The 22,570-nt window shown below is 70.3% G+C and carries 18 protein-coding genes; 6 read left to right on the top strand and 12 right to left on the bottom strand.

Features of this window, described 5'->3' with window-relative positions; translation table 11 throughout:
• Window positions 1-341: 341 nt before the first annotated feature.
• Window positions 342-5,807: an ATP-binding protein gene (locus tag ABT061_RS36990; protein ID WP_350926903.1), complete on the top strand. Its 5,466-nt coding sequence runs from the start codon at window positions 342-344 to the stop codon at window positions 5,805-5,807.
• A gap of 96 nt (window positions 5,808-5,903) precedes the next feature.
• On the opposite strand, the gene ABT061_RS36985 is transcribed toward ABT061_RS36990, so the two are convergent.
• Window positions 5,904-6,854 (bottom strand): GlxA family transcriptional regulator, encoded by a 951-nt coding sequence (locus ABT061_RS36985; RefSeq protein WP_350926901.1) that lies wholly within the window; start codon window positions 6,852-6,854, stop codon window positions 5,904-5,906.
• Window positions 6,855-7,031: 177 nt separating this feature from the next.
• Here ABT061_RS36985 and ABT061_RS36980 point away from each other — a divergent pair, with 177 nt between their 5' ends.
• Window positions 7,032-7,172, top strand: a complete 141-nt coding sequence (locus tag ABT061_RS36980) for a hypothetical protein (protein WP_350926899.1) — start codon at window positions 7,032-7,034, stop codon at window positions 7,170-7,172.
• 34 nt (window positions 7,173-7,206) lie between these two features.
• Window positions 7,207-7,635 (top strand): DUF6010 family protein, encoded by a 429-nt coding sequence (locus ABT061_RS36975; protein ID WP_350926897.1) that lies wholly within the window; start codon window positions 7,207-7,209, stop codon window positions 7,633-7,635.
• 140 nt (window positions 7,636-7,775) lie between these two features.
• On the opposite strand, the gene ABT061_RS36970 is transcribed toward ABT061_RS36975, so the two are convergent.
• From ABT061_RS36970 to ABT061_RS36955, 4 genes are all read right to left on the bottom strand, one after another.
• Complete coding sequence (locus tag ABT061_RS36970; protein ID WP_350926895.1) at window positions 7,776-9,062, bottom strand: RNA polymerase sigma factor; 1,287 nt, start codon at window positions 9,060-9,062, stop codon at window positions 7,776-7,778.
• 15 nt (window positions 9,063-9,077) lie between these two features.
• The gene (locus ABT061_RS36965; protein ID WP_350926893.1) at window positions 9,078-9,497 is read right to left on the bottom strand and encodes a YciI family protein; all 420 of its coding nucleotides are present in this window, start codon (window positions 9,495-9,497) and stop codon (window positions 9,078-9,080) included.
• A gap of 309 nt (window positions 9,498-9,806) precedes the next feature.
• Entirely contained in the window at window positions 9,807-10,301 is a 495-nt protein-coding gene (locus tag ABT061_RS36960; RefSeq protein WP_350926891.1) for a cupin domain-containing protein, read from the bottom strand.
• A 55-nt stretch (window positions 10,302-10,356) separates the two neighbouring features.
• Window positions 10,357-10,728, bottom strand: a complete 372-nt coding sequence (locus tag ABT061_RS36955) for a DUF4267 domain-containing protein (RefSeq protein WP_350926889.1) — start codon at window positions 10,726-10,728, stop codon at window positions 10,357-10,359.
• An 87-nt stretch (window positions 10,729-10,815) separates the two neighbouring features.
• Between ABT061_RS36955 and ABT061_RS36950 the strand changes: the two genes are divergently transcribed.
• Entirely contained in the window at window positions 10,816-11,388 is a 573-nt protein-coding gene (locus ABT061_RS36950) for a TetR/AcrR family transcriptional regulator (RefSeq protein ID WP_350926887.1), read from the top strand.
• 126 nt (window positions 11,389-11,514) lie between these two features.
• Here ABT061_RS36950 and ABT061_RS36945 read toward each other — a convergent pair whose 3' ends face one another.
• Window positions 11,515-14,019 (bottom strand): heavy metal translocating P-type ATPase, encoded by a 2,505-nt coding sequence (locus ABT061_RS36945; RefSeq protein ID WP_350926885.1) that lies wholly within the window; start codon window positions 14,017-14,019, stop codon window positions 11,515-11,517.
• Window positions 14,020-15,024: 1,005 nt separating this feature from the next.
• Here ABT061_RS36945 and ABT061_RS36940 point away from each other — a divergent pair.
• Window positions 15,025-15,660, top strand: a complete 636-nt coding sequence (locus ABT061_RS36940; protein WP_350926883.1) for a DUF305 domain-containing protein — start codon at window positions 15,025-15,027, stop codon at window positions 15,658-15,660.
• Between the two features lie 345 nt (window positions 15,661-16,005).
• Here ABT061_RS36940 and ABT061_RS36935 read toward each other — a convergent pair whose 3' ends face one another.
• The gene (locus ABT061_RS36935) at window positions 16,006-17,106 is read right to left on the bottom strand and encodes a winged helix DNA-binding domain-containing protein (RefSeq protein ID WP_350926881.1); all 1,101 of its coding nucleotides are present in this window, start codon (window positions 17,104-17,106) and stop codon (window positions 16,006-16,008) included.
• Complete coding sequence (locus tag ABT061_RS36930; RefSeq protein WP_350926879.1) at window positions 17,103-17,426, bottom strand: aldo-keto reductase family protein; 324 nt, start codon at window positions 17,424-17,426, stop codon at window positions 17,103-17,105. Before ABT061_RS36930 ends, ABT061_RS36935 begins: the two co-directional genes overlap by 4 nt.
• 222 nt (window positions 17,427-17,648) lie before the next feature.
• Here ABT061_RS36930 and ABT061_RS36925 point away from each other — a divergent pair, with 222 nt between their 5' ends.
• On the top strand, window positions 17,649-19,736 hold the full coding sequence (locus ABT061_RS36925) for a DUF4132 domain-containing protein (protein WP_350926877.1): 2,088 nt from the start codon (window positions 17,649-17,651) through the stop codon (window positions 19,734-19,736).
• Between the two features lie 275 nt (window positions 19,737-20,011).
• Here ABT061_RS36925 and ABT061_RS36920 read toward each other — a convergent pair whose 3' ends face one another.
• From ABT061_RS36920 to ABT061_RS36905, 4 genes are all read right to left on the bottom strand, one after another.
• The gene (locus ABT061_RS36920; RefSeq protein WP_350926875.1) at window positions 20,012-20,647 is read right to left on the bottom strand and encodes a class I SAM-dependent methyltransferase; all 636 of its coding nucleotides are present in this window, start codon (window positions 20,645-20,647) and stop codon (window positions 20,012-20,014) included.
• A gap of 72 nt (window positions 20,648-20,719) precedes the next feature.
• Window positions 20,720-21,604 carry a F510_1955 family glycosylhydrolase gene (locus ABT061_RS36915; RefSeq protein WP_350926874.1) on the bottom strand — a complete coding sequence of 295 codons (885 nt, stop codon included), beginning with the start codon at window positions 21,602-21,604 and terminating at the stop codon, window positions 20,720-20,722.
• A gap of 49 nt (window positions 21,605-21,653) precedes the next feature.
• Window positions 21,654-21,806, bottom strand: coding sequence for a hypothetical protein (locus tag ABT061_RS36910; RefSeq protein ID WP_350926872.1), 153 nt, complete (start codon window positions 21,804-21,806; stop codon window positions 21,654-21,656).
• Window positions 21,807-21,949: 143 nt separating this feature from the next.
• The coding region (locus ABT061_RS36905; protein ID WP_350926871.1) for a M48 family metalloprotease at window positions 21,950-22,570 on the bottom strand (621 nt) is incomplete at its 5' end.

Raw genomic sequence — 22,570 nt, 5'->3', positions numbered from 1 at the left:
TTATCACAATTTTGGGTAGACTTGGTGTCTGTCGAAACCGCGAAAATGTACTTTCTCCCGCCTTGCCGCACAAGAAAGGTGAGCCCACCACCGACAAAGGGCGTAGCAGATGAGCCCACTGAGTGGGCGAGCCTGGGAGAAGACAGACCGCCACTCCGCTCACGCATGCCCGGTCAGGCTCGGGGGGCCCACGGCTTTTGATCGGTTTCTACAACTGGAGCCGTGTAGCGTGCGCTGTCTGCGACATGGCGTTACCAGCTGGTAGACGGAAGGGTGAACACTGCCGGGGGGCCGCCGTGTCACGGCGCGCACATCGTTGGTCTACAGGAAGGCTCGGTCGGGTGTTCAGTCGTGTCGCCATCGTCAATCGTGGTGAGGCCGCTATGCGGCTCATCCACGCCGTACGGGACATCGCCGCGGAGAGCGGGACACGGGTCGAGACCGTCGCCCTGCACACCGACGTCGACCGCACGGCCACCTTCGTCCGCGAAGCGGACCTGTCCTACGATCTCGGTCCCGCGTCCGCGCGCCCGTACCTCGACCTGAAGGTGCTGGAGCGCGCTTTGGTGGAGACCGGGGCCGACGCCGCATGGGTGGGCTGGGGCTTCGTCGCAGAGGACCCGGCGTTCGCGGAGCTGTGCGAGAAGGTTGGGGTCACCTTCGTCGGACCGAGCGCCGAGGCCATGCGCAGGCTCGGTGACAAGATCGGCGCGAAGCTGATCGCCGAGGAGGTCGGCGTGCCGGTCGCACCGTGGAGTCGCGGTGCGGTCGAGACCCTGGACGCCGCCCTGGCGGCGGCGGCCGAGATCGGCTACCCGCTGATGCTGAAGGCGACCGCGGGCGGCGGCGGGCGCGGCATCCGCGTGATCACGAACGAGGCCGAGCTCGCCGACGCCTACGAGCGCACCAGCCAGGAGGCCGCGCGGGCGTTCGGCAGCGGCATCGTGTTCCTGGAGCGCCTGGTCACCGGTGCCCGGCACGTCGAGGTCCAGGTGATCGCTGACGGCGAGGGCACCGCGTGGGCGCTCGGCGTCCGCGACTGCTCGGTGCAGCGGCGCAACCAGAAGGTCATCGAGGAGTCGGCATCGCCGGTGCTCAGCCCTGTGCAGACCGCCGAGCTCAAGGCGTCGGCCGAACGGCTGGCCGTCGCGGTCGGTTACCGCGGTGCGGCGACCGTCGAGTTCCTCTACCACCCCGGCGACAAGATGTTCGCGTTCCTCGAGGTCAACACCCGCCTGCAGGTCGAGCATCCGATCACCGAGTCCACCACCGGGTTCGACCTGGTCAAGGCGCAACTACGGGTGGCATCCGGCGGCAGGCTCGAAGGCGGGCCGCCGGTGGAACGCGGGCACGCCATCGAGGCCCGGCTGAACGCCGAAGACCCCGACCGCGACTTCGCGCCCTCCCCCGGCCGCATCGCGCGGCTGGACCTGCCCGCCGGGCCGGGCATCCGCGTGGACACCGGCGTCAGCGAGGGCGACACCATCCCCGCCGACTTCGACTCGATGATCGCGAAGATCATCGCCTACGGCCGCGACCGCGACGAGGCGCTCGGCAGGCTGCGCCGGGCGATGGCGCAGACCACGGTGATCATCGAGGGCGGCGCGACGAACAAGAGCTTCGTGCTCGACCTGCTCGACCAGCCCGAGGTGATCGACGCCAGCGCGGACACCGGCTGGATCGACCGCGTCCGCGGCGAGGGCAGGCTCGTCTCGCACCGGCACTCCGCCATCGCGCTGGCGGCCGCCGCCATCGAGGCGTACGAGGAGGAGGAACGCGTCGAGCGGCAGCGGCTGCTGTCGACGGCGTTCGGCGGACGCCCGCAGGTGCAGCACGAGAGCGGCCGGCCACTGGACCTCAAACTTCGTGGCGTCGGCTACCGCGTGCGCGTCGCGCGGGTCGGTGCGCATCGGTTCCGCGTCGGCGTCGAAGCAGGTGGCGACGTCCGCACCGCCGACGTCGAGCTCGACCGCTTCGACCGGCACACCGGGCGGATCGTCGTCAACGGCACCCGGTACCGCCTGCTCACCGACACGCACGGGCCGATCCACCTGGTCGAGGTGGAGGGCGTGACGCACCGGGTCAGCCGCGACGAGGGCGGCGTCGTCCGCTCGCCCGCGCCCGCGCTGGTCGTCGCCACGCCGCTGAAGGTCGGCGCCGAGGTCGAGGCGGGCGCGCCGGTGCTGGTGCTGGAGAGCATGAAGATGGAGACGGTGCTGCGGGCGCCCTTCAAGGCGCGGCTGAAGGAATGCGTCGTGTCCGTGGGCAGCCAGGTGGAGACCGGTGCACCGCTACTGTGGCTGGAGCCGCTCGCCGACGACGACACCGCGGCCGAGGACACCTCGGCCACCGAGTCCGTCGAGCTGGACCTGCCCGCCACGCCCGGGAAGATTCCGGTGTGGGAGCGCACCACGCGCGGCCAGGAGGACCTGCGCAGCCTGCTGCTGGGCTTCGACGTCGACCCGCACGACGAACGCCGGGTGCTCGACGACTACCTCGCCGCGCGCCGGGCGGCCACCGAGAACGGCCACCGGCCGCTGGCCGAGGAGCTCGAACTCATCGACGTGTTCGCCGACCTCGCCGAGCTGAGCCGCAACCGGCCGGCGGGCGAGGACGGCGGCGGTGACGGCCACGTGTACAGCGCCCGCGAGTACTTCCACACCTACCTGCAGAGCCTCGACGTCGAGCGGGCCAGGCTGCCGGAGGCGTTCCAGGCCAAGCTCGCCAAGGCGCTCGGGCACTACGGTGTCACCGAGCTGGAGCGCTCCCCCGAACTCGAAGCCGCGGTGTTCCGGATCTTCCTCGCCCAGCAACGCGTGTCCGCCGACGCCACGGTCGTCGCGACGTTGCTGCGCGCGTGGCTGCGCGAGCCGCCGCCGGACGAGACGCTGCGCGAGCCCGCCGGTCTCGCGCTGGAGCGGCTGGTCGCCGCGACACAGGTCCGCTTCCCCGTGGTCTCCGACCTCGCGCGCGGCGTGGTGTTCGCCTGGTTCGCCCAGCCGCTGCTGCGCCGCAACCGCGCCCGCGTCTACGCCGACGTCCGCAAGCACCTGCGCCACCTGGACACGCACCCGGACGCGCCGGACCGCGCGACGCGCATCGCCGAGATGGTGCGCAGCACCGAGCCGCTGGTGCGGCTGCTCGGCCAGCGGCTTGTCCGCGACGACCTGGACAACGCGATCATGCTGGAAGTGCTGACCCGGCGGTACTACGGCAACAAGGGTCTCACCGGCGTCCGTACCAGCGAGGTCGCGGGCTGCACGTTCGTGGTCGCCGAGCGCGCGGACTCGTGCGTGGTCTCCTCCGCGGTGAGCTTCGAGGCGTTGGGCAACGCGCTGCGCGGGCTCGCGGAGCTGGCGGGCGACGAGGACGCCATCGACGCCGACATCTATCTCGCCTGGGAGAATCAGCCGGAGGACTCCGAGACGATGGCGGTCGCGCTGCACAAGGTCGTCAGCGCGCACCCGCTGCCGAACCAGATCCGCAGGCTCACCGCCACCGTCGCGGGCAGCGGCGGCGCGGTGATGCACCACCACTTCACGTTCCGCCCGTCGACCACCGGGATGGCCGAGGAGCGGCTGATCCGCGGCCTGCACCCGTACATCGCGCAGCGGATGCAGCTGGAGCGGCTGAGCAAGTTCGACCTCACCCGGCTGTCGTCGTCGGACGAGGAGGTCTACCTCTTCCAGTGCGTGGCGCGGGAGAACCCGTCGGACGACCGCCTCGTCGCGTTCGCACAGGTACGTGACCTGACCGAGCTGCGCGAGCACGACGGCAGGCTGGTCGCGCTGCCGACGGCCGAGGACACCATCGCCACCTGCCTCGACTCGATCCGCCGCGCGCAGTCGCGGCGACCGTCGAAGAAACGCTTCAACACCAACCGGATCGTGGTCTACATCTGGCCGCCGAGCGACCTCACCCGCGCGGAGCTGGAGATGATCGCCGGACGCGTGCTGCCGACGACCGCGGGCGCCGGGCTGGAGGAGATCCTGTTCATCGCGCGGCAGCGCGACCGGAAGACCGGCGAGCTGGCCAAGATCGCCGTGCGCATCTCCTTCGACGCCACCGGCGGCACCGCGCTGACCGTCGGCGAGCCGTCGGACGAGCTGGTCGAGCCGCTCGACGACTACCGGCAGAAGGTGCTGCGCGCGAGCAGCCGCAACACGGTGTACCCGTACGAGCTGACCGGCCTGCTCGGCGACTTCGTCGAGCACGACCTCGGCGACGACCACGCGCTGGTGCCGGTCGACCGGCCGAAGGGGCACAACACCGCGGCGATCGTCGCGGGCGTGGTCAGCACGCCGACCCGGCGGCACCCGCAGGGCCTCACCAGGGTCGTGCTGCTCGGCGACCCGACCAAGTCGCTCGGCGCGCTGTCGGAGCCGGAGTGCCGCCGCGTGGTCGCCGCGCTGGACCTGGCCGAGCGGATGCGGGTGCCACTGGAGTGGTACGCGCTGTCCGCCGGCGCCCGGATCTCCATGGAGTCGGGCACGGAGAACATGGACTGGGTGGCCGCGGCGCTCAAGCGGATCGTCGAGTTCACCCAGAACGGCGGCGAGATCAACATCGTGGTCGCGGGCATCAACGTCGGCGCGCAGCCGTACTGGAACGCCGAGGCGACGATGCTCATGCACACCAAGGGCATCCTGGTGATGACGCCGGACTCGGCGATGGTGCTCACCGGCAAGCAGTCGCTCGACTTCTCCGGTGGCGTGTCGGCCGAGGACAACTTCGGCATCGGCGGCTACGACCGGGTGATGGGCCCGAACGGGCAGGCGCACTACTGGGCGCCGAACCTGGCCGCCGCGCGGGACGTGCTGATGTCGCACTACGACCACACGTACGTCGCCCCCGGCGAGGAGGCGCCGCGGCGGGCGAAGACGATCGACCCCGTCGACCGCGACATCTCCGACTTCCCGCACGTCCTGGTCGACAGCGACTTCACCACCGTCGGCGAGATCTTCTCCGCCGAGGCCAACCCGGACCGCAAGAAGCCGTTCGACATCCGGACCGTGATGCGGGCGCTCTCCGACCAGGACCACCCGGTGCTGGAACGCTGGGCGGGCATGGCCGACGCGGAGACCGCAGCGGTGCAGGACGTGCATCTCGGCGGCGTGCCGGTGTGCCTGCTCGGCATCGAGTCACGGGCGGTGCCCCGGCGCGGCTTCCCGCCCACCGACGGCCCGGACACCTACACCGCGGGCACGCTGTTCCCGCAGTCGTCGAAGAAGGCCGCGCGGGCGATCAACGCGGCCAGCGGCAACCGGCCGCTGGTGGTGCTGGCGAACCTGTCGGGCTTCGACGGCTCGCCGGAGTCGATGCGGAAGCTGCAACTGGAGTACGGCGCCGAGATCGGCCGCGCGATCGTGAACTTCCGCGGGCCCATCGTGTTCTGCGTGATCTCGCGGTACCACGGCGGCGCGTTCGTGGTGTTCTCGAAGGCGCTGAACCCGAACATGACCGTGCTCGCGCTGGAGGGCTCGTTCGCCTCGGTGCTCGGCGGCGCCCCCGCCGCCGCGGTGGTGTTCTCCGGCGACGTCAACGCCCGCACCGCGGCCGACCCGCGCGTGCGGGACCTGGAGGCCCGCGTCACGGCCGCCTCCGGCGCCGACCGCGCCGCGTTGACCGCGGAGCTCGACGAGTTCCGCTCGTCGGTCCGTGCGGAGAAGCTCGGCGAGGTGGCCGCGGAGTTCGACCGCGTGCACAACATCCAGCGCGCGGTCGAGGTCGGCTCCGTCGACGCCGTCATCCGCGCCGCGGAACTGCGTCCACGGATCATCGAGGCCATCGAGTCCCGCCTGCGCTGACAGTGAGGCGCCACGGTGAGGACCTCGCCGTGGCGCCTCACGCCGGCCTGCTCGTACGCCAGGCGCCTGCACCGGTTATGGCGCAGAGGCGGAGTCTCAGGAGGTGTTCGTCCGGAAAGCGGAGCGGTAGGACTGCGGCGTGACGCCGACGACGCGCTTGAACCGCTCCCGGAACGCGGTGGCCGAGCCGAAACCGGCCTGCGCGGCGATGCGTTCGACGCCGTGGCCGGTGGTCTCCAGCAGGAACTGCGCACGCCGTACGCGTGCTCGCAGCAGCCACTGCAGCGGGGTGGTGCCCGTCTGCTCGCGGAAGCGGCGGCTGAAGGTCCTCTCGCTCATCCCGCTGCGCATGGACATCTCCGCCAACGTCACCTCCTGGGCGAGGTTGTCCTCGATCCACGACAGCACCGGCTCCAGCAGCGAACCCTGGGGAACCGGCGGCTGGGTGTGAATGATGAACTGCGCCTGCCCGCCCTCCCGTTCCAAGGGCATCACCGACAGCCGGGCCGAGTCCGCGGCGACCGCCGAGCCGAAATCCCGCCGGATGATGTGCAGGCACAGATCCAGGCCGGCGGCGGCCCCGGCCGAGGTCAGGATCTGGCCGTTGTCAACGTACAGAACATCCGGTTGCACATCCACCCGCGGGAACATCTGGGCCAGCCGACGAGCCGCCACCCAGTGCGTGGTCGCGCTCAGCCCGTCCAGCAGCCCAGCCGCGGCAAGGGTGAACGCCCCCGTGCAGATGGAGGCGATCCGGGTGCCGGCGGCCGCGGCCGCGCGCACGGCGTCGAGCACCTCCCGAGCGGGCGGGGTGGCCTGCTCGGAGCATCCCGGCACGACGATCGTGTCCGCCTCCCGCAGCGCCTCCAGGCCGTGCGGGGCGATGAGCGTGAAGGCGTCGCAGGCCACCTGCGGCGTCGCGGCACAGACCAGGACCCGGTACGGCCGGCGCCCGTCCGCCAGCCGGGCACGTCCGAACACCTCGATCGGCGTCGCCATGTCGGCCGCCACCACATGGTCCAGAGCCAGGACCGCCACCGTGTGCATGAGGACACCGTAAGCGAGAACCCGCCAACCACGAACAGCCAGGTGAAGCCTCTGACGTGGTCATCTTCGCAGCTGGGGCCGGTTGGCGAGAACCCGTTGGAAATTGTCGATTCAGCCCATGGGGAGCCGAGGACGGCCGGTCTAGCCTTGCGCTGCGAGATCCGCGCAGGCGAGCTGATGCATGCACAGGTCGTGCTGTACGACGGTTTCGCCCCTATGGCCGCCGCCCTGACCTGGCTGCCGGGGACCGGCGGACTGCCGGCCCTGCGGCGCCTCGACAAGGCGGCGGAGCGGAGCAGGCAGGTCCGCGTCAACTGAAGCACCCCTACCTCAGAACGGATTGCCACACCCCATGTCCATCGTCATGCCGATCGTCATCGGGCTGATCTGCGTTTCCCTCATATCCCTGATCCCCGAACCGCATCGACGCCAGGTCAACGCCGTGTTGGTCGGCGGTGCGGGCGCCGCCTACCTCAGCGGGGGCGGACTCGGGTACTGGGAGTTCGTCCTGCCGGTCGTCATGACCTATGTCGCCTACCGAGGGCTCAGGAGCTGGACCTGGATCGGCATCGGCTGGCTGCTCCACACCGCCTGGGACGTCCTGCACCACCTCAAGGGGAACCCCATCCTCCCCTTCGCCGAGCATTCCTCCTTCGGCTGCGCCATCTGCGACCCGGTTGTGGCGCTGTGGTGCTTCGCGGGCGGGCCGTCGATCTTCGACTGGGTACGTGCCCGCCTGCCCCGCAAGCCCGCGACGCCGATCGGCCCTGCCGGGGAGTAAAGAGGCCGAGCTTGCAGTTCCTCGCCGTCGATGGATTCAACGGTTCAGGCCGCGTCGTCGGCGGCGTGACGCACTGCCCGGCGACCGATGTTGATCGCCGGGCAGTAGTCCGCCGGGCCGGCGAGCCCGCACGAAACACATCAGCCGAGGTCGGCGAGTTTACGCTCCAGCACCGCCCGCTCGCGCTCGTTGCCGCACAGCCGTACGGCGAGCTCCAGTTCGGTGCGCGCCTCGCCGGTGCGGCCCAGGCGGATGAGCAGTTCCCCGCGAACGCTCGGCAGCAGGTGCGAGTTCGACAGCGCCTCGGCGGCCACCAGCTCGTCCACGATCGGCAGCGCTGCAGCCGGTCCCTGGGCCATGGAGACCGCCACCGCCCGGTTGAGGTCGACCACCGGTGACGGCGCGAGCCGGCCAAGCGTCTCGTAGATGAGCACGATGCGCTCCCAGTTCGTCACGTCGACCGACGGAGCGACGGCATGGCATTCGGCGATCGCCGCCTGCAAGCCGTAGGCGCCCAGGCCCCGGCCGACCTGCTCCGCGCGGGCCAGGGCGGCTCGCCCCCGGCGGATCGCGGCGCGGTCCCAGCGGCGGCGGTCCTGGTGCTCCAGCAACACCGGCTCGCCGTCCGGCCCGGTACGGGAGGGGAAGCGCGCCGCGGTCAGCTCGAGCAGCGCCAGCAGGCCGTGGACCTCGGGCTCGTCCGGTACCAGACGGCTCAGCACCCGGGCGAGGCGCTGTGCCTCGCTCGCGAGGTCGAGTCGGATCAGATCGTCACCGGAGCTGGCCGAGGACCCTTCGGTGAAGATCAGGTAGACCACGCTGAGCACCGAGCCGAGCCGCTCGGTCCGCTCCTCGGCCGACGGCACCTCAAACGGCACCCGGGCCGCCCCGAGGGTCTTCTTCGCCCGAGTGATCCGGGCCTGCACGGTGGCGGCCGGAACGAGAAACGCCTTGGCGATCTCGTCGCTCGTCAGGCCGCCGACCACCCGCAGGGCGAGCGCTACCCTCGCCTCCCGCGACAGCACGGGGTGGCAGGAGATGAACATCAACGCGAGCACGTCGTCATCGATCTGGTCCGGATCCCACAGCACGTCCTCGGCGTCTCGGGCCGAATCGGCGGGTGCGCTCCCCGAGACGACATCACCCTCGCTCAGGTTGTGGGCGAGGGCGGCGTACCTCTCGTCAAGAGCGGCGCGCCGGCGGAACGCGTCGATCGCGCGGCGCCGGCCGACGGTGAGCAACCACCCCGCGGGGTTGCGGGGTACGCCGTCGCGTGGCCAGGTCACGAGTGCCTCGGCCAGCGCCTCCTGGGCGAGGTCCTCGGCCAGCGCGAAGTCGCCGGTGTACCGCGCGAGCGCACCGACGATCCGTGCGGACTCGATCCGCCAGACGGCGGCAACGGCCTCACGGCCGGTGGGATCGGCCATCTCCTGTCGATCCGCTCAGAGCTGACCGGTGGCCTCGCGCCACGCCCGCTCCTTCTGGATCCACTCGTTGTCCTGTGGAAACTCGTCGATCGTGGTGACCCGGCGGATCTCGGTCTTGAAGCCCGGGCCGGTGATCGGTGACCGCTTGGCCCACTCGACGGCCTCCTCCTTCGACGCCACGTTGAGGATGTAGAACCCGCCGAACAGCTCCTTGGTCTCGCCGTACGGGCCGTCGGTGACCACGGGCGGCTCGGCGGAGTAGTCGACGACCACTCCCTCGGCGGCGGCGTCGAGTCCCTCCGCGGCGACCAGCACACCGGCCCGGATCATCTCGTCGTTGTACCTGCCGATGGTCTCGAGCATCTTGCCGAAGTCGATGTCCGCCATCCCCGCGAAGGCCTCGTCGGTGGCGCGCATGATCAGCATGTACTTCATTGTTCTGTCTCCCTGGGTTGTCCGGGCCCCTCTCTCGGACCCTCTCACTTCTAGGTCGAACGGGAATGTCGTGGATCGACACAACCGCCGATCTTCTTCCGGCACTTGGATTCGAGGGTTCCCCGCAGCGTCCTCGCCGTGGAACAGGCCGACGTCCTGCCCGCCTATGCCACTCACCGCGATGAGCACCGGTACGCCGGAAACCGCCTTCGCGAGGCTGGTCCCATCATCAGCGACCCGTTCAAAGAAGCCGGATCCAAGGCGTGTCGCCCCTCGTTTCCTGAGCCTGCCAGTTGCTCATCGGCGGTTTCAGGCTCTGGCCTGGTTCCAGGTCGTGCTGTTGAGGAAGTAGGTGTCGTAGAGCTCCTGGACCTCCAGCAGGCTTTCGGGCGGCACCTTCCCGTAGGCGATGCGCTCCAGATGGCGGAAGTATTCGAACCGTTCGACGCCGGGGGTGATGACGATGAGGATGTCGGCGTCCTGTCCCGGTGCGGCGGCGAAGGCGTGTGCGACACCGGGCGGCACGATGACCAGATCACCGCGCTGGGCGGTCACGACCTGCTCGCCGGACAGCAGTTGGGCGGTGCCGTCCAGCATATAGAACAGCTCGGCCGAGTTGGAGTGGTGGTGCGGCTTGGCGCCGTCGGCGCCGTCTGCCAGGGTCACCCGCTGGGTGGACAGCGCGCCGCCGGTGGAGCTGCTGTCGGCCAGTAGCCGGATGGTGGTCGGGGCCTGGCCGATCACTTCGGCCTTGGCGGAGCGGACGATCACGGACTCGTCGAAGTCCGGCCTGATCAGCGACATCTGTGCGACTCCTTGCCTGGGGCGAGCGTTTCCGTTCGAAGACAGTTTCTGATCTTCAGAGAGCGAAGAGCAAGGCGGCGTTGATGAGCACCACCACGGCGGTGGCGAAGTGGATACCGAAGGCGGCGGCCTTGGTACCGCCGTGGCGCAGGACGATGACGGTGTCACCGAGCGGGAGGAGGGCGACGACCAGCATGTACCAGGCCTCGGCGTGGGCGCCGGCGAAGGCGAGCAGGGCCAGGCCGAGGATGCCGTAGCCGGCGTCGCGCAGTCCCTTGATGGTCAGGTAGGCGGCGTCGCCGTCGTGCTTGGCGGGGACGCCATAGCCGGCGGCCGCGGCCCGGGGCGCCAGGAGGAACCGGACACCGATGAAGATGACGAAGAGGTTGAGTACGACGGCCAGGCCATAGGCGAGGGGGGCAAGCATGATCTTCTCCGGCTTCTATCAGTGCTAGGAACATGATCGAGGCTAGCATAGCGTTGATAGGAGTGCTAGTGATGCTAGAATCATCTCGTGCCGATTCAAACGCGCCGGGAGCGTGAGCGGGCAGAGCGGGAGCGGTTGATCATCGCAGCGGCCCGGGAACTGGTCGAGGCCGAGGGCTGGGAGGCGGTGACGACCCGTCGCCTCGCCGAACGGGTCGAGTACAGCCAGCCGGTGCTCTACAGCCACTTCAAGGGCAAGGACGCCATCATGGCGGCGGTCGCGGTGGAAGGCTTCGCCGATCTGGCCGTCGAGCTGCGCGCGGCCCGTACGTCGGCGACCGCCCCTCGCCGGGCCCTCGCCGACGTCGGCGCCGCGTACGCCGCGTTCGCCGAGCAGCGACCCGCGTTGTACGACGCGATGTTCACGCATGCCGTCGACCTGCCGTTCGCCGGCCCCGAAGCACCGGCCGCCCTGCACGCGGCCTTCGACGAGCTACGCGAGGCCATACGGCCACTGGCCGGGGAGGACGACCTGGGCCTGCTCACCGAGACCCTCTGGGGAGGCCTGCACGGACTGATGACGCTCATGCGTGGCGGCAGGCTCCGGCACGAGGGCCACGAGCGGCGCCTGGCGCTGTTGCTCGGCCGCTTCTCGCACTGACCCGCTGATCACAGCGTCCTCCCGCGTCTCGACGGCGGACTCCCGAACCTGACCGCGGCGGCGGGACCCGGCGCGGGCGCCTTTGGCCTTCACCCGTGCCCGACGGCCGGCCAGGTCCAGATGGGGTCACCACATGTGCTCGGCCGTCCGAGGTTCCTCCGCGCCCTGGCGCGTGCCCGAGGGTGAGGGCAGCCGCAGCCGCTTGAGGGTGAGGGCGTTGACGGCGACGATGACGCTGGAACCGGACATGGACAGCGCGGCGATCTCGGGGCGCAGCATCAGGCCGAAGGCGGGCTCGAACACGCCCGCGGCGATGGGCAGGGCGATCGCGTTGTAGCCGATCGCCCACCCGAGGTTCTGCCGCATCTTACGCAGCGTGCCCCGGCCGATGAGCAGCGCGGCGGGCACGTCGAGGGGGTCGGAGCGCATGAGCACGACGTCGGCGGTCTCGATGGCGACGTCGGTGCCGGCACCGATGGCGATCCCCAGGTCGGCCTGGGCCAGCGCGGGGGCGTCGTTGACACCGTCACCGACCATGGCGACCTTACGGCCACCGGCCTGTAGCTCGGTCACCTTGGCCGCCTTGTCGCCGGGCAGCACCTCGGCGATCACGGTGTCGATCCCCAGTCGCCGTGCGATTCGCTCGGCGGTGGCGGTGTTGTCGCCGGTGAGCATGACCACCTCGACGCCGAGCTCGTGCAGGGCGGCCACCGCCGCCGCCGAGGTTTCCCTGGGGGCGTCGGCGATGCCGATCACCGCGGCGGCCGTGCCGTCGACCGCGACCATGACCGCGGTACGGCCGCCGGCGGCCACCTGCTCCCGGTGAGCCGCCAGCTTGCCGAGATCCACGCCCTCGCGCTCCAGCAGGCGCCGGTTACCCACCGCCACCCGGTGCCCGGCCACCTCGGCGACGGCACCGTGCCCGGGCACGTTCTCGAACCGCCCGGCCCGCAACGCCTCCAGGCCGAGCGCGTCGGCGTGGCCGACGATCGCCTCGGCCAGCGGGTGCTCGGACTCCCGCTCCACCGCGGCCACCAACCGCAGCAACTCGTCGGCGGCGATTCCCTCGGTGATGACGTCGGTGACCTCTGGTTCGCCCTTGGTCAGGGTGCCGGTCTTGTCCATCACCACCACCTGGATGCGGGCGGAGGTCTCCAGCGCGATCGCGTTCTTGAACAGCACGCCCCGCTTGGCGCCGAGCCCCGTACCCACCATGATCGCCGTAGGGGTGGCCAGGCCAAGCGCGTCGGGGCAGGTGATGACCACCACGGTGATGGCGAACAGGATCGCCACACCGAACGGCGCACCGGCCAGCAGGAACCAGGCGGCGAAGGTCAGCGCACCGCCGATCAGCGCCATCAGCACCAGCCAGAAGGCCGCCCGGTCGGCCAGCCGCTGTCCAGGAGCCTTGGAGTTCTGGGCCTGCTGCACCAGTTTGACGATCTGTGCCAGGGCGGTGTCCGCGCCCACCCTGGTGGCGCGCACCCGCAGCGTGCCGTTGCGGTTGATGGTCGCGCCGATGACCGTGGAGCCCGGCTGCTTGTGCACCGGCAGGCTCTCGCCGGTGACCATGGACTCCTCCACCTCGCTCTCACCGTCCTCGACCACCCCGTCGGCCGGAATCTTCGCCCCGGGACGGACCAGCAGCAGATCGCCTTCGAGAACCTCGGCGGTGGGCACCTCGACCGGTTCGCCGTCGCGGACGACGACCGCCTTGGGCGGGGCCAGGTCGAGCAGGGCGCGGACGGCGTCGTTGGCACCGCCGCGGGCGCGCATCTCGAACCAGTGCCCCAGCAGCACGAAGGCGGCCAGCACGGTGGCGGCCTCGTAGAACACCTCACCACCGCCGGTGAGGGTCACGATCACCGAGTACAGCCAGCCCGCGCCGACCGCCACCGCGACCAGCACCATCATGTCCAGGGTGCCGGCGCGCAGCGCCCGCACCGCCCCGGTGAAGAAGATCCAGCACGAGTAGAAGATCACCGGCAGGCTGAGCAGCAGCGCCCACACGTCCTGGCGCAGCCCGAACGGGACCGGCAGGTTCAGGCCGAGCACTTCGGTGCCGATCGGCGACCACACCACGATCGGAATGGAGAACAGCAGTGCCACCAGGAACCGGTTGCGCATGTCGGCCACCATCGCGGCCATCGACATCCCGCCGTGACCCATCATCTCGTGCGGAGCGGCCACGCCCTCAACCCCACCATGATCCACGTGCCCGGCGGCCCCGGCCCGCGCTGTGTCGTCCACACGGGTGTCGCGACCGGGTGCGTGCTGTTTCGCCGTGCTGGTGCCGCGGGAGGTGGGAAGGTGATCTTTGTGGTCGAAGGGTGGCGGGTCCGGCTCGGTCATCGGATCACAGATGTGAGAGGGCACTGACTGACCGGCGCAGTGGTAGCCGCATTCGATCACCCAGGTGCGCAGCTCGGCCAGACAGGTGCGGGTCGGGTCGAACACCACGGTCGCCGTCTGGGCGACCGGGTTGACCTCCACCTCCAGCACTCCCGGACGGCGGCCGAGCCGGGCCGCGACGACGTTCTGCTCCGTGGCCCACCGCAGTCCGCTGACATCGAGGACCGCAGTGCTGCGCTCCTTGCCGGCGCCGTGCCGGGTGTCCATGTGATCTGTCATGGGCCTTTCTCCTTCATCTCGGAGGGCGCCGAGATCGAACCTCTCCTATCGCCAATCGCGCATTCCCCCGCGAAACGCGATCCCGGGTGAAGGGCACCGTCGGCATCCGGGCCCGACGAGCGGCAGGCTCGGCTCACGGCGGCGTTTCCGGGCCGCACATCACGTCGTTCTCCTTGAGAACACCATGCCCGGATCCGAGAGATCTCCAATCGGAGGGAATGGCCCACTGGTTCCGCTGCCGGAGTCCTGGTCGGGTTTCCCCGAGGGTACGTCGGCGTTGCCCGGGGTACATGGCGGCGCGCACGGCGAGGCCGGACGTCGGTGCCGGATCCCGTCATGGGCATGCGGGGCATGCGCATACCTCTCCGTTGTTCGCCCCCCGTAAGGGCGTCCTGCCGCATGCCTACGCCGGATCATCCTACTATCATAGATAGTAGGATGCCCGGAAAGGCCAGCCAGACCGTGACTGCGAGGGGAAGACGATGGGCGGCTCAACTCGCCGGTTCGCGTTGCGGGTGTCGCACCGGCTTCTTCTGATCGCTCTGGTTCTGGGCGTCGCCGGGATGCACACGCTGGGGCATCTGGACCATCAGCAGGGACACGGCGGTACGCCTGCCGCCTTCGAGCATGCCTCTACCGCTGAGCACGGAGTGCCGGAGGCGCGCTCCATGCTCCTTCCCGCTCTGATGCCCCAGGCCGGGCAACTGGTCTCAGGGCGTGATGACACTCCTCCGGCCCTTGATCCGAGCTCCGTCTGCCTGGCCGTACTCACCTCGTTTCTCCTTCTCCTCATCGGTATGGCGGCCATGTGGACGCGGCGAATCTCGCAGGCCCGAATGGCCGATGCCTCGCCGATGTCGCTCGCCCGCCCGCCCCCGCGCAGGACGGCCCTACGCCTGGCGTGTCTCTCGGTTTTGCGGCTATAGGCCGATCTTCACCGCGGACGGCATCGAAGATCCGGCCGCCGACGATCGACACGCAGATACGACCGACCGAAAAGAGACCATGGAAATGTTCGCCGACCACTCCGCCCTTCGCAGGCTCGCACTGACCGCCACAGCGGGAGCCGGCGCTCTCGCGCTGCTCACCGCCTGCGGCGGCGGGGACGACGCGATGACCGGCCACACCGGCATGACCAGCAGTGCTCAGGCTCCCGCCACCACCGCGAGCCAGCAGCCGGGAGCCTCCTTCAACGAGGTTGACGTCACCTTCGCGCAGATGATGATCCCGCATCACGAGCAGGCCGTGGAGATGGCCAGGCTGGCCGAGACGCGCGCCTCCGACCCGGAGGTGAAGGAATTGGCGGCGAAGATCGAGGCCGCGCAGGGACCGGAGATCGCCACCATGACCGACTGGTTGTCCCTCTGGAAGGCTCCCGCCCCGGAGGAGGGTCACGGCGGGCATGTCATGCCCGGCATGATGACCGAGGAGGACATGGTCAAGCTCCAGAAGGCAAAGGGCGCCCGGTTCGACCGGATGTTCGCGGAACTCATGATCGCCCATCACAAGGGGGCGATCATGATGGCCAAGACCGAGCAGAGCGACGGGGCCGACCCCAAGGCCAAGGAACTCGCCAGAACCATCGAGAGCGCCCAGCAGGCTGAGATCGAGCAGATGCAGGAGCTTCTCGACCGGCTGTAAGCCACAGAGCGGTCGGCGGTGTCCGGATGTGCTCTACAAGGACATCGCCGACCTTCGGTGTTGTGGTTCATCCGCCGCACTCAGGGGCCGTGGCCGAGCGTCCGCCCTGGTCAGAGCCAACCTGAGGTGAGCGCCCGGCCTGATCGCCGTTTGGTGCCGTCGCCGCCGCCGTCGGCGTGGGCGGGGCAGATCAGGTCCGGGGTCGACGAGAACCTTGAGGCGCGGGGCGGCGTGGGTCTCCCAGCGCCGTGGACAGGCGCCTGACCGTGCAGGCCCTTCGGCAGCGTGCACCGGAGCGTGCCACCCGAACCCGTGCTCAGGGGAAGCAACCCGCGGGTGTGCCGCTCAGCGGGGAGACGCGGCGATCTGTACGCGCCGGCTGTCGTTGCCGGAGAGGAACGACGCCAGCGCCCGCCCCTGCTCGGCCACGGTGGTGCGGTCGGTTCGGGAGAAGCGGCGCAGCGGGGTGACGATCACGGTGCCGACCTTGACGCTCCAGGTCGCGGCGACCCGGCCGTCGACCAGGACAACGCGAGCGCCGGCGACCGACAGGCCGCGGTGGGCGTCGTCGATGATCCGGCTGCGGTCGTGGTAACCGAGGAGCGCGTTGTCGAACGCCGGCAGGAATCGCACCGGGGCGGGTGTGTCGGGGTCGGGGCGCGGCGCGTCGGGGAGGTCCAGCAGCTCCCGGCCTCGCTCGTCGCGGAAGGTGACCAGCTCCTCGCGTATCGCGGCCACCGCGGCCGGCAGTCCGGCGAGGCCGCACCAGGCGCGCAGGTCGGCCGCGGCGGCGGGGCCGAACGCGGCCAGATAGCGCCGTACCAGCACTTCGCCGACCGGATCGGAGCCCTTCGGGGCCGGCGGGTCGATCTCGCGCCCCAGCCAGGAGGAGAGCAGGACGTTGCGCACTCCCGCCCTCGTGCGCCACACCCCGCGCGGCGGCAGCTGCGCCACCGGGACGAGGGCGGCGATCAGCATTTCGCCCAGCGCCCGCGGTCCCGGCGCCGGCCAGCGCTCAGCCAGCGCCCGCGCGAGCTCGGTCATCGAACGGGGCTCGTCGTCGGCCATCACCGCCCGGCCTGCCGCCGCGAGCTCGTCGAGGTCTACCCCGGCGAGCTCGCGGCGGTAGTTCCCGAGTACCCGTTGGCGCAGCATGCCGTCGTGGCGGGCCCGCCAGGCCAGGGCGTCGTCGGCGGCGAGGAGGTGGACGGTGCGGCGCATGAGGTGGGTCCGCACCACGCTCCGCCGGATCAGCAGGTCCGAGAGCACCGCCGGGTCGAACGCGCGCAGCCGCGCCCAGAGCCCGACGAACGGTTCCTGCGGTTCCTGCGCCTGCAGGCCGCACAGGTGCGCGACGGCGTCGAGGACCGGCACCTCTGCGTGATCGAGCAGCAACTGTCGGGCGAGCGTCGCGCGGTTGAGCGCCCGGGTGTCGAGAACGGTCATCGGCTCATGCCGCAACGCGCTCGTCGGCCGGCTGCCGGGGCACCCGGTTCATCCGCGCGTTCCGCGCCTCGGGCCGACCTTTGCGGTAGCGGCCGGTGAGCAGGCCCATCAGCGGCGGACTCCACACCGGCGATGGGCCTGCCATAGCGCTCGCAGGTGGGCAGGACCTCGCGCTCGATGCCGCGGTTGACGATCGAGTACGGGGACTGCTCGGTGCGGAAGCGCTGCAGATCGCGCCGGTCGGCGTCGAGGGTCGAGGGGGGCGTGGTGGTGGCGGTCACGGCGTTCGGGTCCTTCGGGTTGTTGTCGTTGACTGGCACGCGACAACAGTCGCAGGCGAAGCGGCCAGGGAGTGTCCGCTTCTCCGGGCGATATGGGGATCATGCCGAAGACTTCAGCGCGACTACTGTCGTTGCTCTCGCCGGCGGTGCGGCCGGAGTGGAGTGCAGTATGCCCGCCGCCACCGACGTTCTGTCATTCGCCGCTGCTATAGATTGCGCCACCATCACCCGCCAGATCCACCTCTGACAGGAACTATCGGCATGCACCTCTCCCCCCTCGCGCAGCGCCTGCTCAATCTGATCGACGGGACCGCGAATGACCCCACATACTGGCCTGACGTCTCCCAGCTGAGCACCGGGCTGGGCGCGTCGGTCCGGGCCGGCGATGGCAGTTCGATATCGGCACGGTACGTGGTCGACGAGCAGCGGCTGGCCGTGGCGGCCCGCGAGCTGGTCGGATTCCTGATGCCGGACGGAAAACGACCGTACGAACCCTTCTCCGTGCTGGTGGCGGCGGGGCTGGCGGGCATGGACGCCGAAGTGGGCGCCCAGCTCACCGAGGAGCGCGGGCCGATCGCGCTCGCCGAGATGAAAGTGCTACTCGGCTGGGACGTGGAGCGGCGGGCGCTGCTCGCCGAGGCGATGCGGGAACGGTCAGAGCATGCCGCCCCGCTGTCCGGCGTGATCGAATGGCTCAGCGGCCAACCCGGCTACCTGGACTTCGCCCGGACGGCTCTGGAGGCGGCCGAGGCCCGCGTCGCGGCGATCCACGCCGGCGAGATTCCCTACCGGGCGGAGAAGGCGTTCGAGGACGGAGAGAAGGAGATCCTCGGCCGGGCCGTACGACTGGCGCTCTTCCGGGACGAGCCCTGGCTGCCCGAGCTGCTGGACAGGCTGCTGCGCGGGATCGCGGTGGCGCCCACCCAGGCCAAGACCCTGCCCTCCCAGGGACTGCTGTTCGAGATCGCCCGCGCGGTGCAGGACCACCCGACGCCCGAGGCGATCTCCGCGCTGCGCGCCGCCCGCCAGGCCACCCGGCACGCCGGGGTGCCCAAGCAACTGGACCGCATGTTCAAGCGCATCGAGGCCGCCCTGGCCAACCGGCTGGAGGTGGCGTTCCGGATACCCGACGGGCGGGTGCGGCAGGCCGTCGGCGAGCACACGGCGGTGATCTCAACCGACGGCAAGGTCGAGCTGTCGTGGTGGCACGGGGACAGGAAGCTGAAGGCGGTCCCGGCGGCGGTCAAGCGGGAGCACCCCGAGGAGGTCAAGCGGCTGCGCGAGCTGGCCAAGCAGACCCTGCAGCAGCAGGCCACCCTGAGCCGGGCGCTGGAAGCCGGATGCGCCGGCGAGACGGCTCCGCCGTATCGGCAGTTGGAGGGTCACCCGGTCACCGATCGGCTGATCTGGGAGTTCGAGGTCTCGCCCGGTGTGTGGCGCAGCGAGCTGGGGTTGACCGTGCCGGACGTGCCGGTGCGGCTGTGGCATCCGGCCCGCGCGTCCGTGGAGGAGGTGCGGGCCTGGCGGGAGGTGGTGCAGGGCAAGGAACTGCGCCAGCCGTACAAGCAGGCCTTTCGCGAGGTCTACCTGCTCACCCCCGCCGAAGAGGAGACGCGCGACCACTCGCGCCGGTTCTCCAACCACCTGCTCCGGTACGGCCAGGCCAAGGCACTGCTCACCGATCGCGGCTGGACCGGCATGTCGCTGGGCCACTGGGACCCGGCCGGAGGGTCCGACGAGTGCACCGCCGCCAAAAAGCTGCCCGGCGGCCTGACCGCCACCTGGGACTTCCACCTGGACGAGCACTCCTACGAACGCGACGGCTACGGCACCACCGTCTCCATCTGCGTCAGCGGCGACATCCGTTTCCTCGCCGGCATCTCGCCGGTCCCGCTGGCCGAGGTTCCTCCGCTCGTCCTGTCGGAGGCACTGCGAGACGCCGACCTGGCCGTCGGCGTCACCTCCACCGGCCTGGACCCCAACGGCCACGGGGACTACTGGCAGTCCTACAGCTTCGGCGACCTGGCCGAGAGCGCCCAGGTCCGGCGCGACGCGCTGTCCCGACTGATCGGGCGTACGACTATCGCGGACCGGTGCGTCATGACCGACCGCTTCCTGGTGGTTCGAGGCGATCTACGCACCTACAAGATCCACCTGGGGTCGGCGAACATCCTGATGGAACCCAACGACGCCTACCTGTGCATCGTCTCCGCACGCGACCCCCACCCCGGGCTGTTCCTTCCGTTCGAGGAGGACGGCCGGTTGGCGCTCATCCTCAGCAAGGCTTTCCTGCTGGCGAACGACACCGCCATCACCGACCCCTCCATCACCCGCCAGCTCCGGGCTTGATCCACAATCGCGCGCCGTTCATCCCGAGATCGCCGGGCGGACCACCGCAGGCTCCTTACCCAGGCTTTCGGTGTCGCGGTTCATCCGCCGCGCTCACGAGAAGTAGCGCTCAAAGGAATTCCCCCTGCTCGTTCCGCCGCTGTGCGGACGGCCACGGCCGAGCCGGAACCGGCCGGCCGGCATTCCTCGGTGGATCGCGACAACCTGTGGCCATGAGCGTGCCACGACGCGGTCGCTACCGGTGAGATCGGACCAGGACGCGTCCTGGTCCGATCTCACCGGCGGGCCACGCCGAGAACGAGATAGGACAACGGCGTGCGAACCTTGGGGAACAGGAACCGTTCCAGCCGCTCAAGGGTGAATCCGGACCGCTCGATCACCGCCGCGGTGTCGCGGCCGGTGTGGCAGCCCCCGAACAGGCCGGGCCATATCGTCGCGTCCAGCAGACACTGGACGCGAATCATGCCGGGCGAGTCGGCCCGGACGTGCTCCAGGAAACGCAGCTGCCCTCCGGGCTTGAGCACCCGGCGCACCTCCCGCAACGCCGAGCCCTGGTCGGGAAGCGAGCACAACACCAGCGACATGACCGCGGCGTCGAAGCTCGCGTCCTCGCCCGGCAGCCGGTCGGCGAGGCCGTCGACGACGTCGATCGGAACGAGTGCCTTGCCGGCATTGGCCCGTGCGAGCCGACGCAGACACGGCTCCGGTTCGACCGCAAGCACCCGGGTGACGGCCGGCGGGTAATGAGCAAAGGTCAGCCCGTTGCCGGCGCCCACCTCGATCACCTTTCCCGAGAGCCCGGCCAGCAGCGCCTCGCGACGCTCGGCCAGACCTGCGCGTTCCACCACCTGGCTGACGCGGGCATAGAACCGCGCGAAGATCGGATGGCTTATGCCGGTCCTCGTCATCATCCCCTCCCGCTCCCATCATCACCTGCCGGCTCACCGGTGGCTCTGCCGCCACCCGAGCTGGAGCGATAGACCTCAGCCCGAGGCGGGACGGTAGATCACGGAGAACCGGCGTCCTCCGTCTGTTGACTCCACGACGGTTGCGTCCTCCATGGCCGCGAGGAGACGCTGCCGGTCGACAGCCGTGAAGGCGGCGACCTGGCCTGGCAGCCGGCCCGCCACCTGCCAGGTCCTGCCGGAGTCCGTGCTGGTGTGCACCTGGCCGTCGGTCCCGGCTCCGACGAGATCGTCTTTGCCGACAGAGTCCACGTGGGACATGAGCGGGGAATCGGCGAGCGCGGTGAAGTTCACGCCGCCGTCATCGCTGACCCGGAGCCCGTTCGGTGTGGTCGCGTACACGCGATTCGGCTTCTCGTGATGAGCGGCCAGATCGATCACCTCTGCTCTCGCCCCCGGCACCCAGCTCTTGCCTTGATCATCGCTGCGCCGTATCCGCCCCTTCTGGCTGTCGTAGGCGTAGAGGGTGGCGCCCGCCGGTTGAATGGCGTGGAAGTCGGCGGTGCCCGCCTCCGACACCGAGGTCCAGGTGGCACCGGCGTCCGTCGTGCGGATCAGCCCCAGGTGCGGGGAGACCCCGGATGAGGCATCGGCCTCCCCCGGGTGTCCGCTGGCCAGGAAGGTCCCGGGCCCGACGACGGTGAAACCCATGTGGTCCTGGATCCGATCGGCCATACGCCGAGCCGTGTTCGTGGACCGGATCTGAAACAGGCCGTAATGCCCCGCGACATAGACCGTGCCATCCGCCGGATCAACACCGAGACCGTGAACGTGCCCGATTCCGGGATCGGCCGAATCGGCGGCGCCCGATGAGGGCTCCTCGGTGCACGCCGTGCCGGCAAGAGCCAGGAAGGCCAGGGCGACGCCCGTACGCAGGCAAGGACGCCGGTTGATGGAGACCATGACAGCACCCTACCGCCACCTACTATCTACCATCGTAGTTAGTAGGTGGCTAGAACAGCGAGACGCCGTGGCAGTGATGGGCCAGGAACGAGCCCACCCCGGGAATCGCCGCCACGGCCGCGGGGCCGATGAGAAGGAGGGCGACCGCGGCCAGGCCCGCGACGCGTTCCCGGGCTCCGAGCGGAGCCGCCGGGCTGAGCATGCGCCGGACACGGGTGAGGGCGGTCTCGCCGCCCGCGCCCAGCGTGAACGCGGGTGCCCGTCCCGTGGCGATCCGGACCAGTGCGGCGGCGATGTGGATACGCGGGTGGCGGCGGGCCGCGACGTCGTCGGCGAGGAGCTCGATCAGCCGCGCGATCTCACTCCGGGCTCGGGCGAACAGCGGCAGATGGGGAGGGCGCGGCAGAAGGCTTCGGCGGCGGCCAGGGCGAGGTGGTGGCGCCCGCGCAGGTGCGCCTGCTCGTGAGCGAGGACGGCGGCGACCTGTTCGGGAGCCAGGGATCGCAGGGCCGCGGTCGTGATGACCGCTCTGCCGTCGCGGCCGGGCAGGCAGTAGGCGGCGGCCTCGTCGTGATCGAGCACGACCGCGTCCAGCGCGCCGTCGTGGCGGCCGAGAAGGTTCAGCATCTCGGCGTGCCGCCGTCGTTCCCGTCGTGCTCTGACCAGGATGGCCGCTCCGCAGTAGGCGATCCTGCCCGCGATCAGCCCGGCGCCGAGCAGGGCGACGCGAGCGCCCGGGGAGGTGAGGGACGCGCCGTCGGAGAGCATGTCCGCGCACGCCTCGAAGAACTCGGCCAGGCCATGGCCGATCACACTGGCCGGGATCGCGACAGCGAGCATCGAGAAGACCGCGGAGGCGGCCGCGGAGGCGCAGGCGGCCAGCCAGACGGAGATCGCCAGACGAGGTGCGCGATCAGCCCATTCGCCCCGGCCCAGCAGGCGGGGCAGTGCGACCACCGCGACCAC

The sequence above is a fragment of the Streptosporangium sp. NPDC002544 genome (genome assembly GCF_040295965.1).
In the GTDB taxonomy this organism is placed as follows: domain Bacteria; phylum Actinomycetota; class Actinomycetes; order Streptosporangiales; family Streptosporangiaceae; genus Streptosporangium.
Note: the sequence above shows the minus strand (reverse complement) of the source record. Positions and strands in the feature narration are given on the sequence as shown.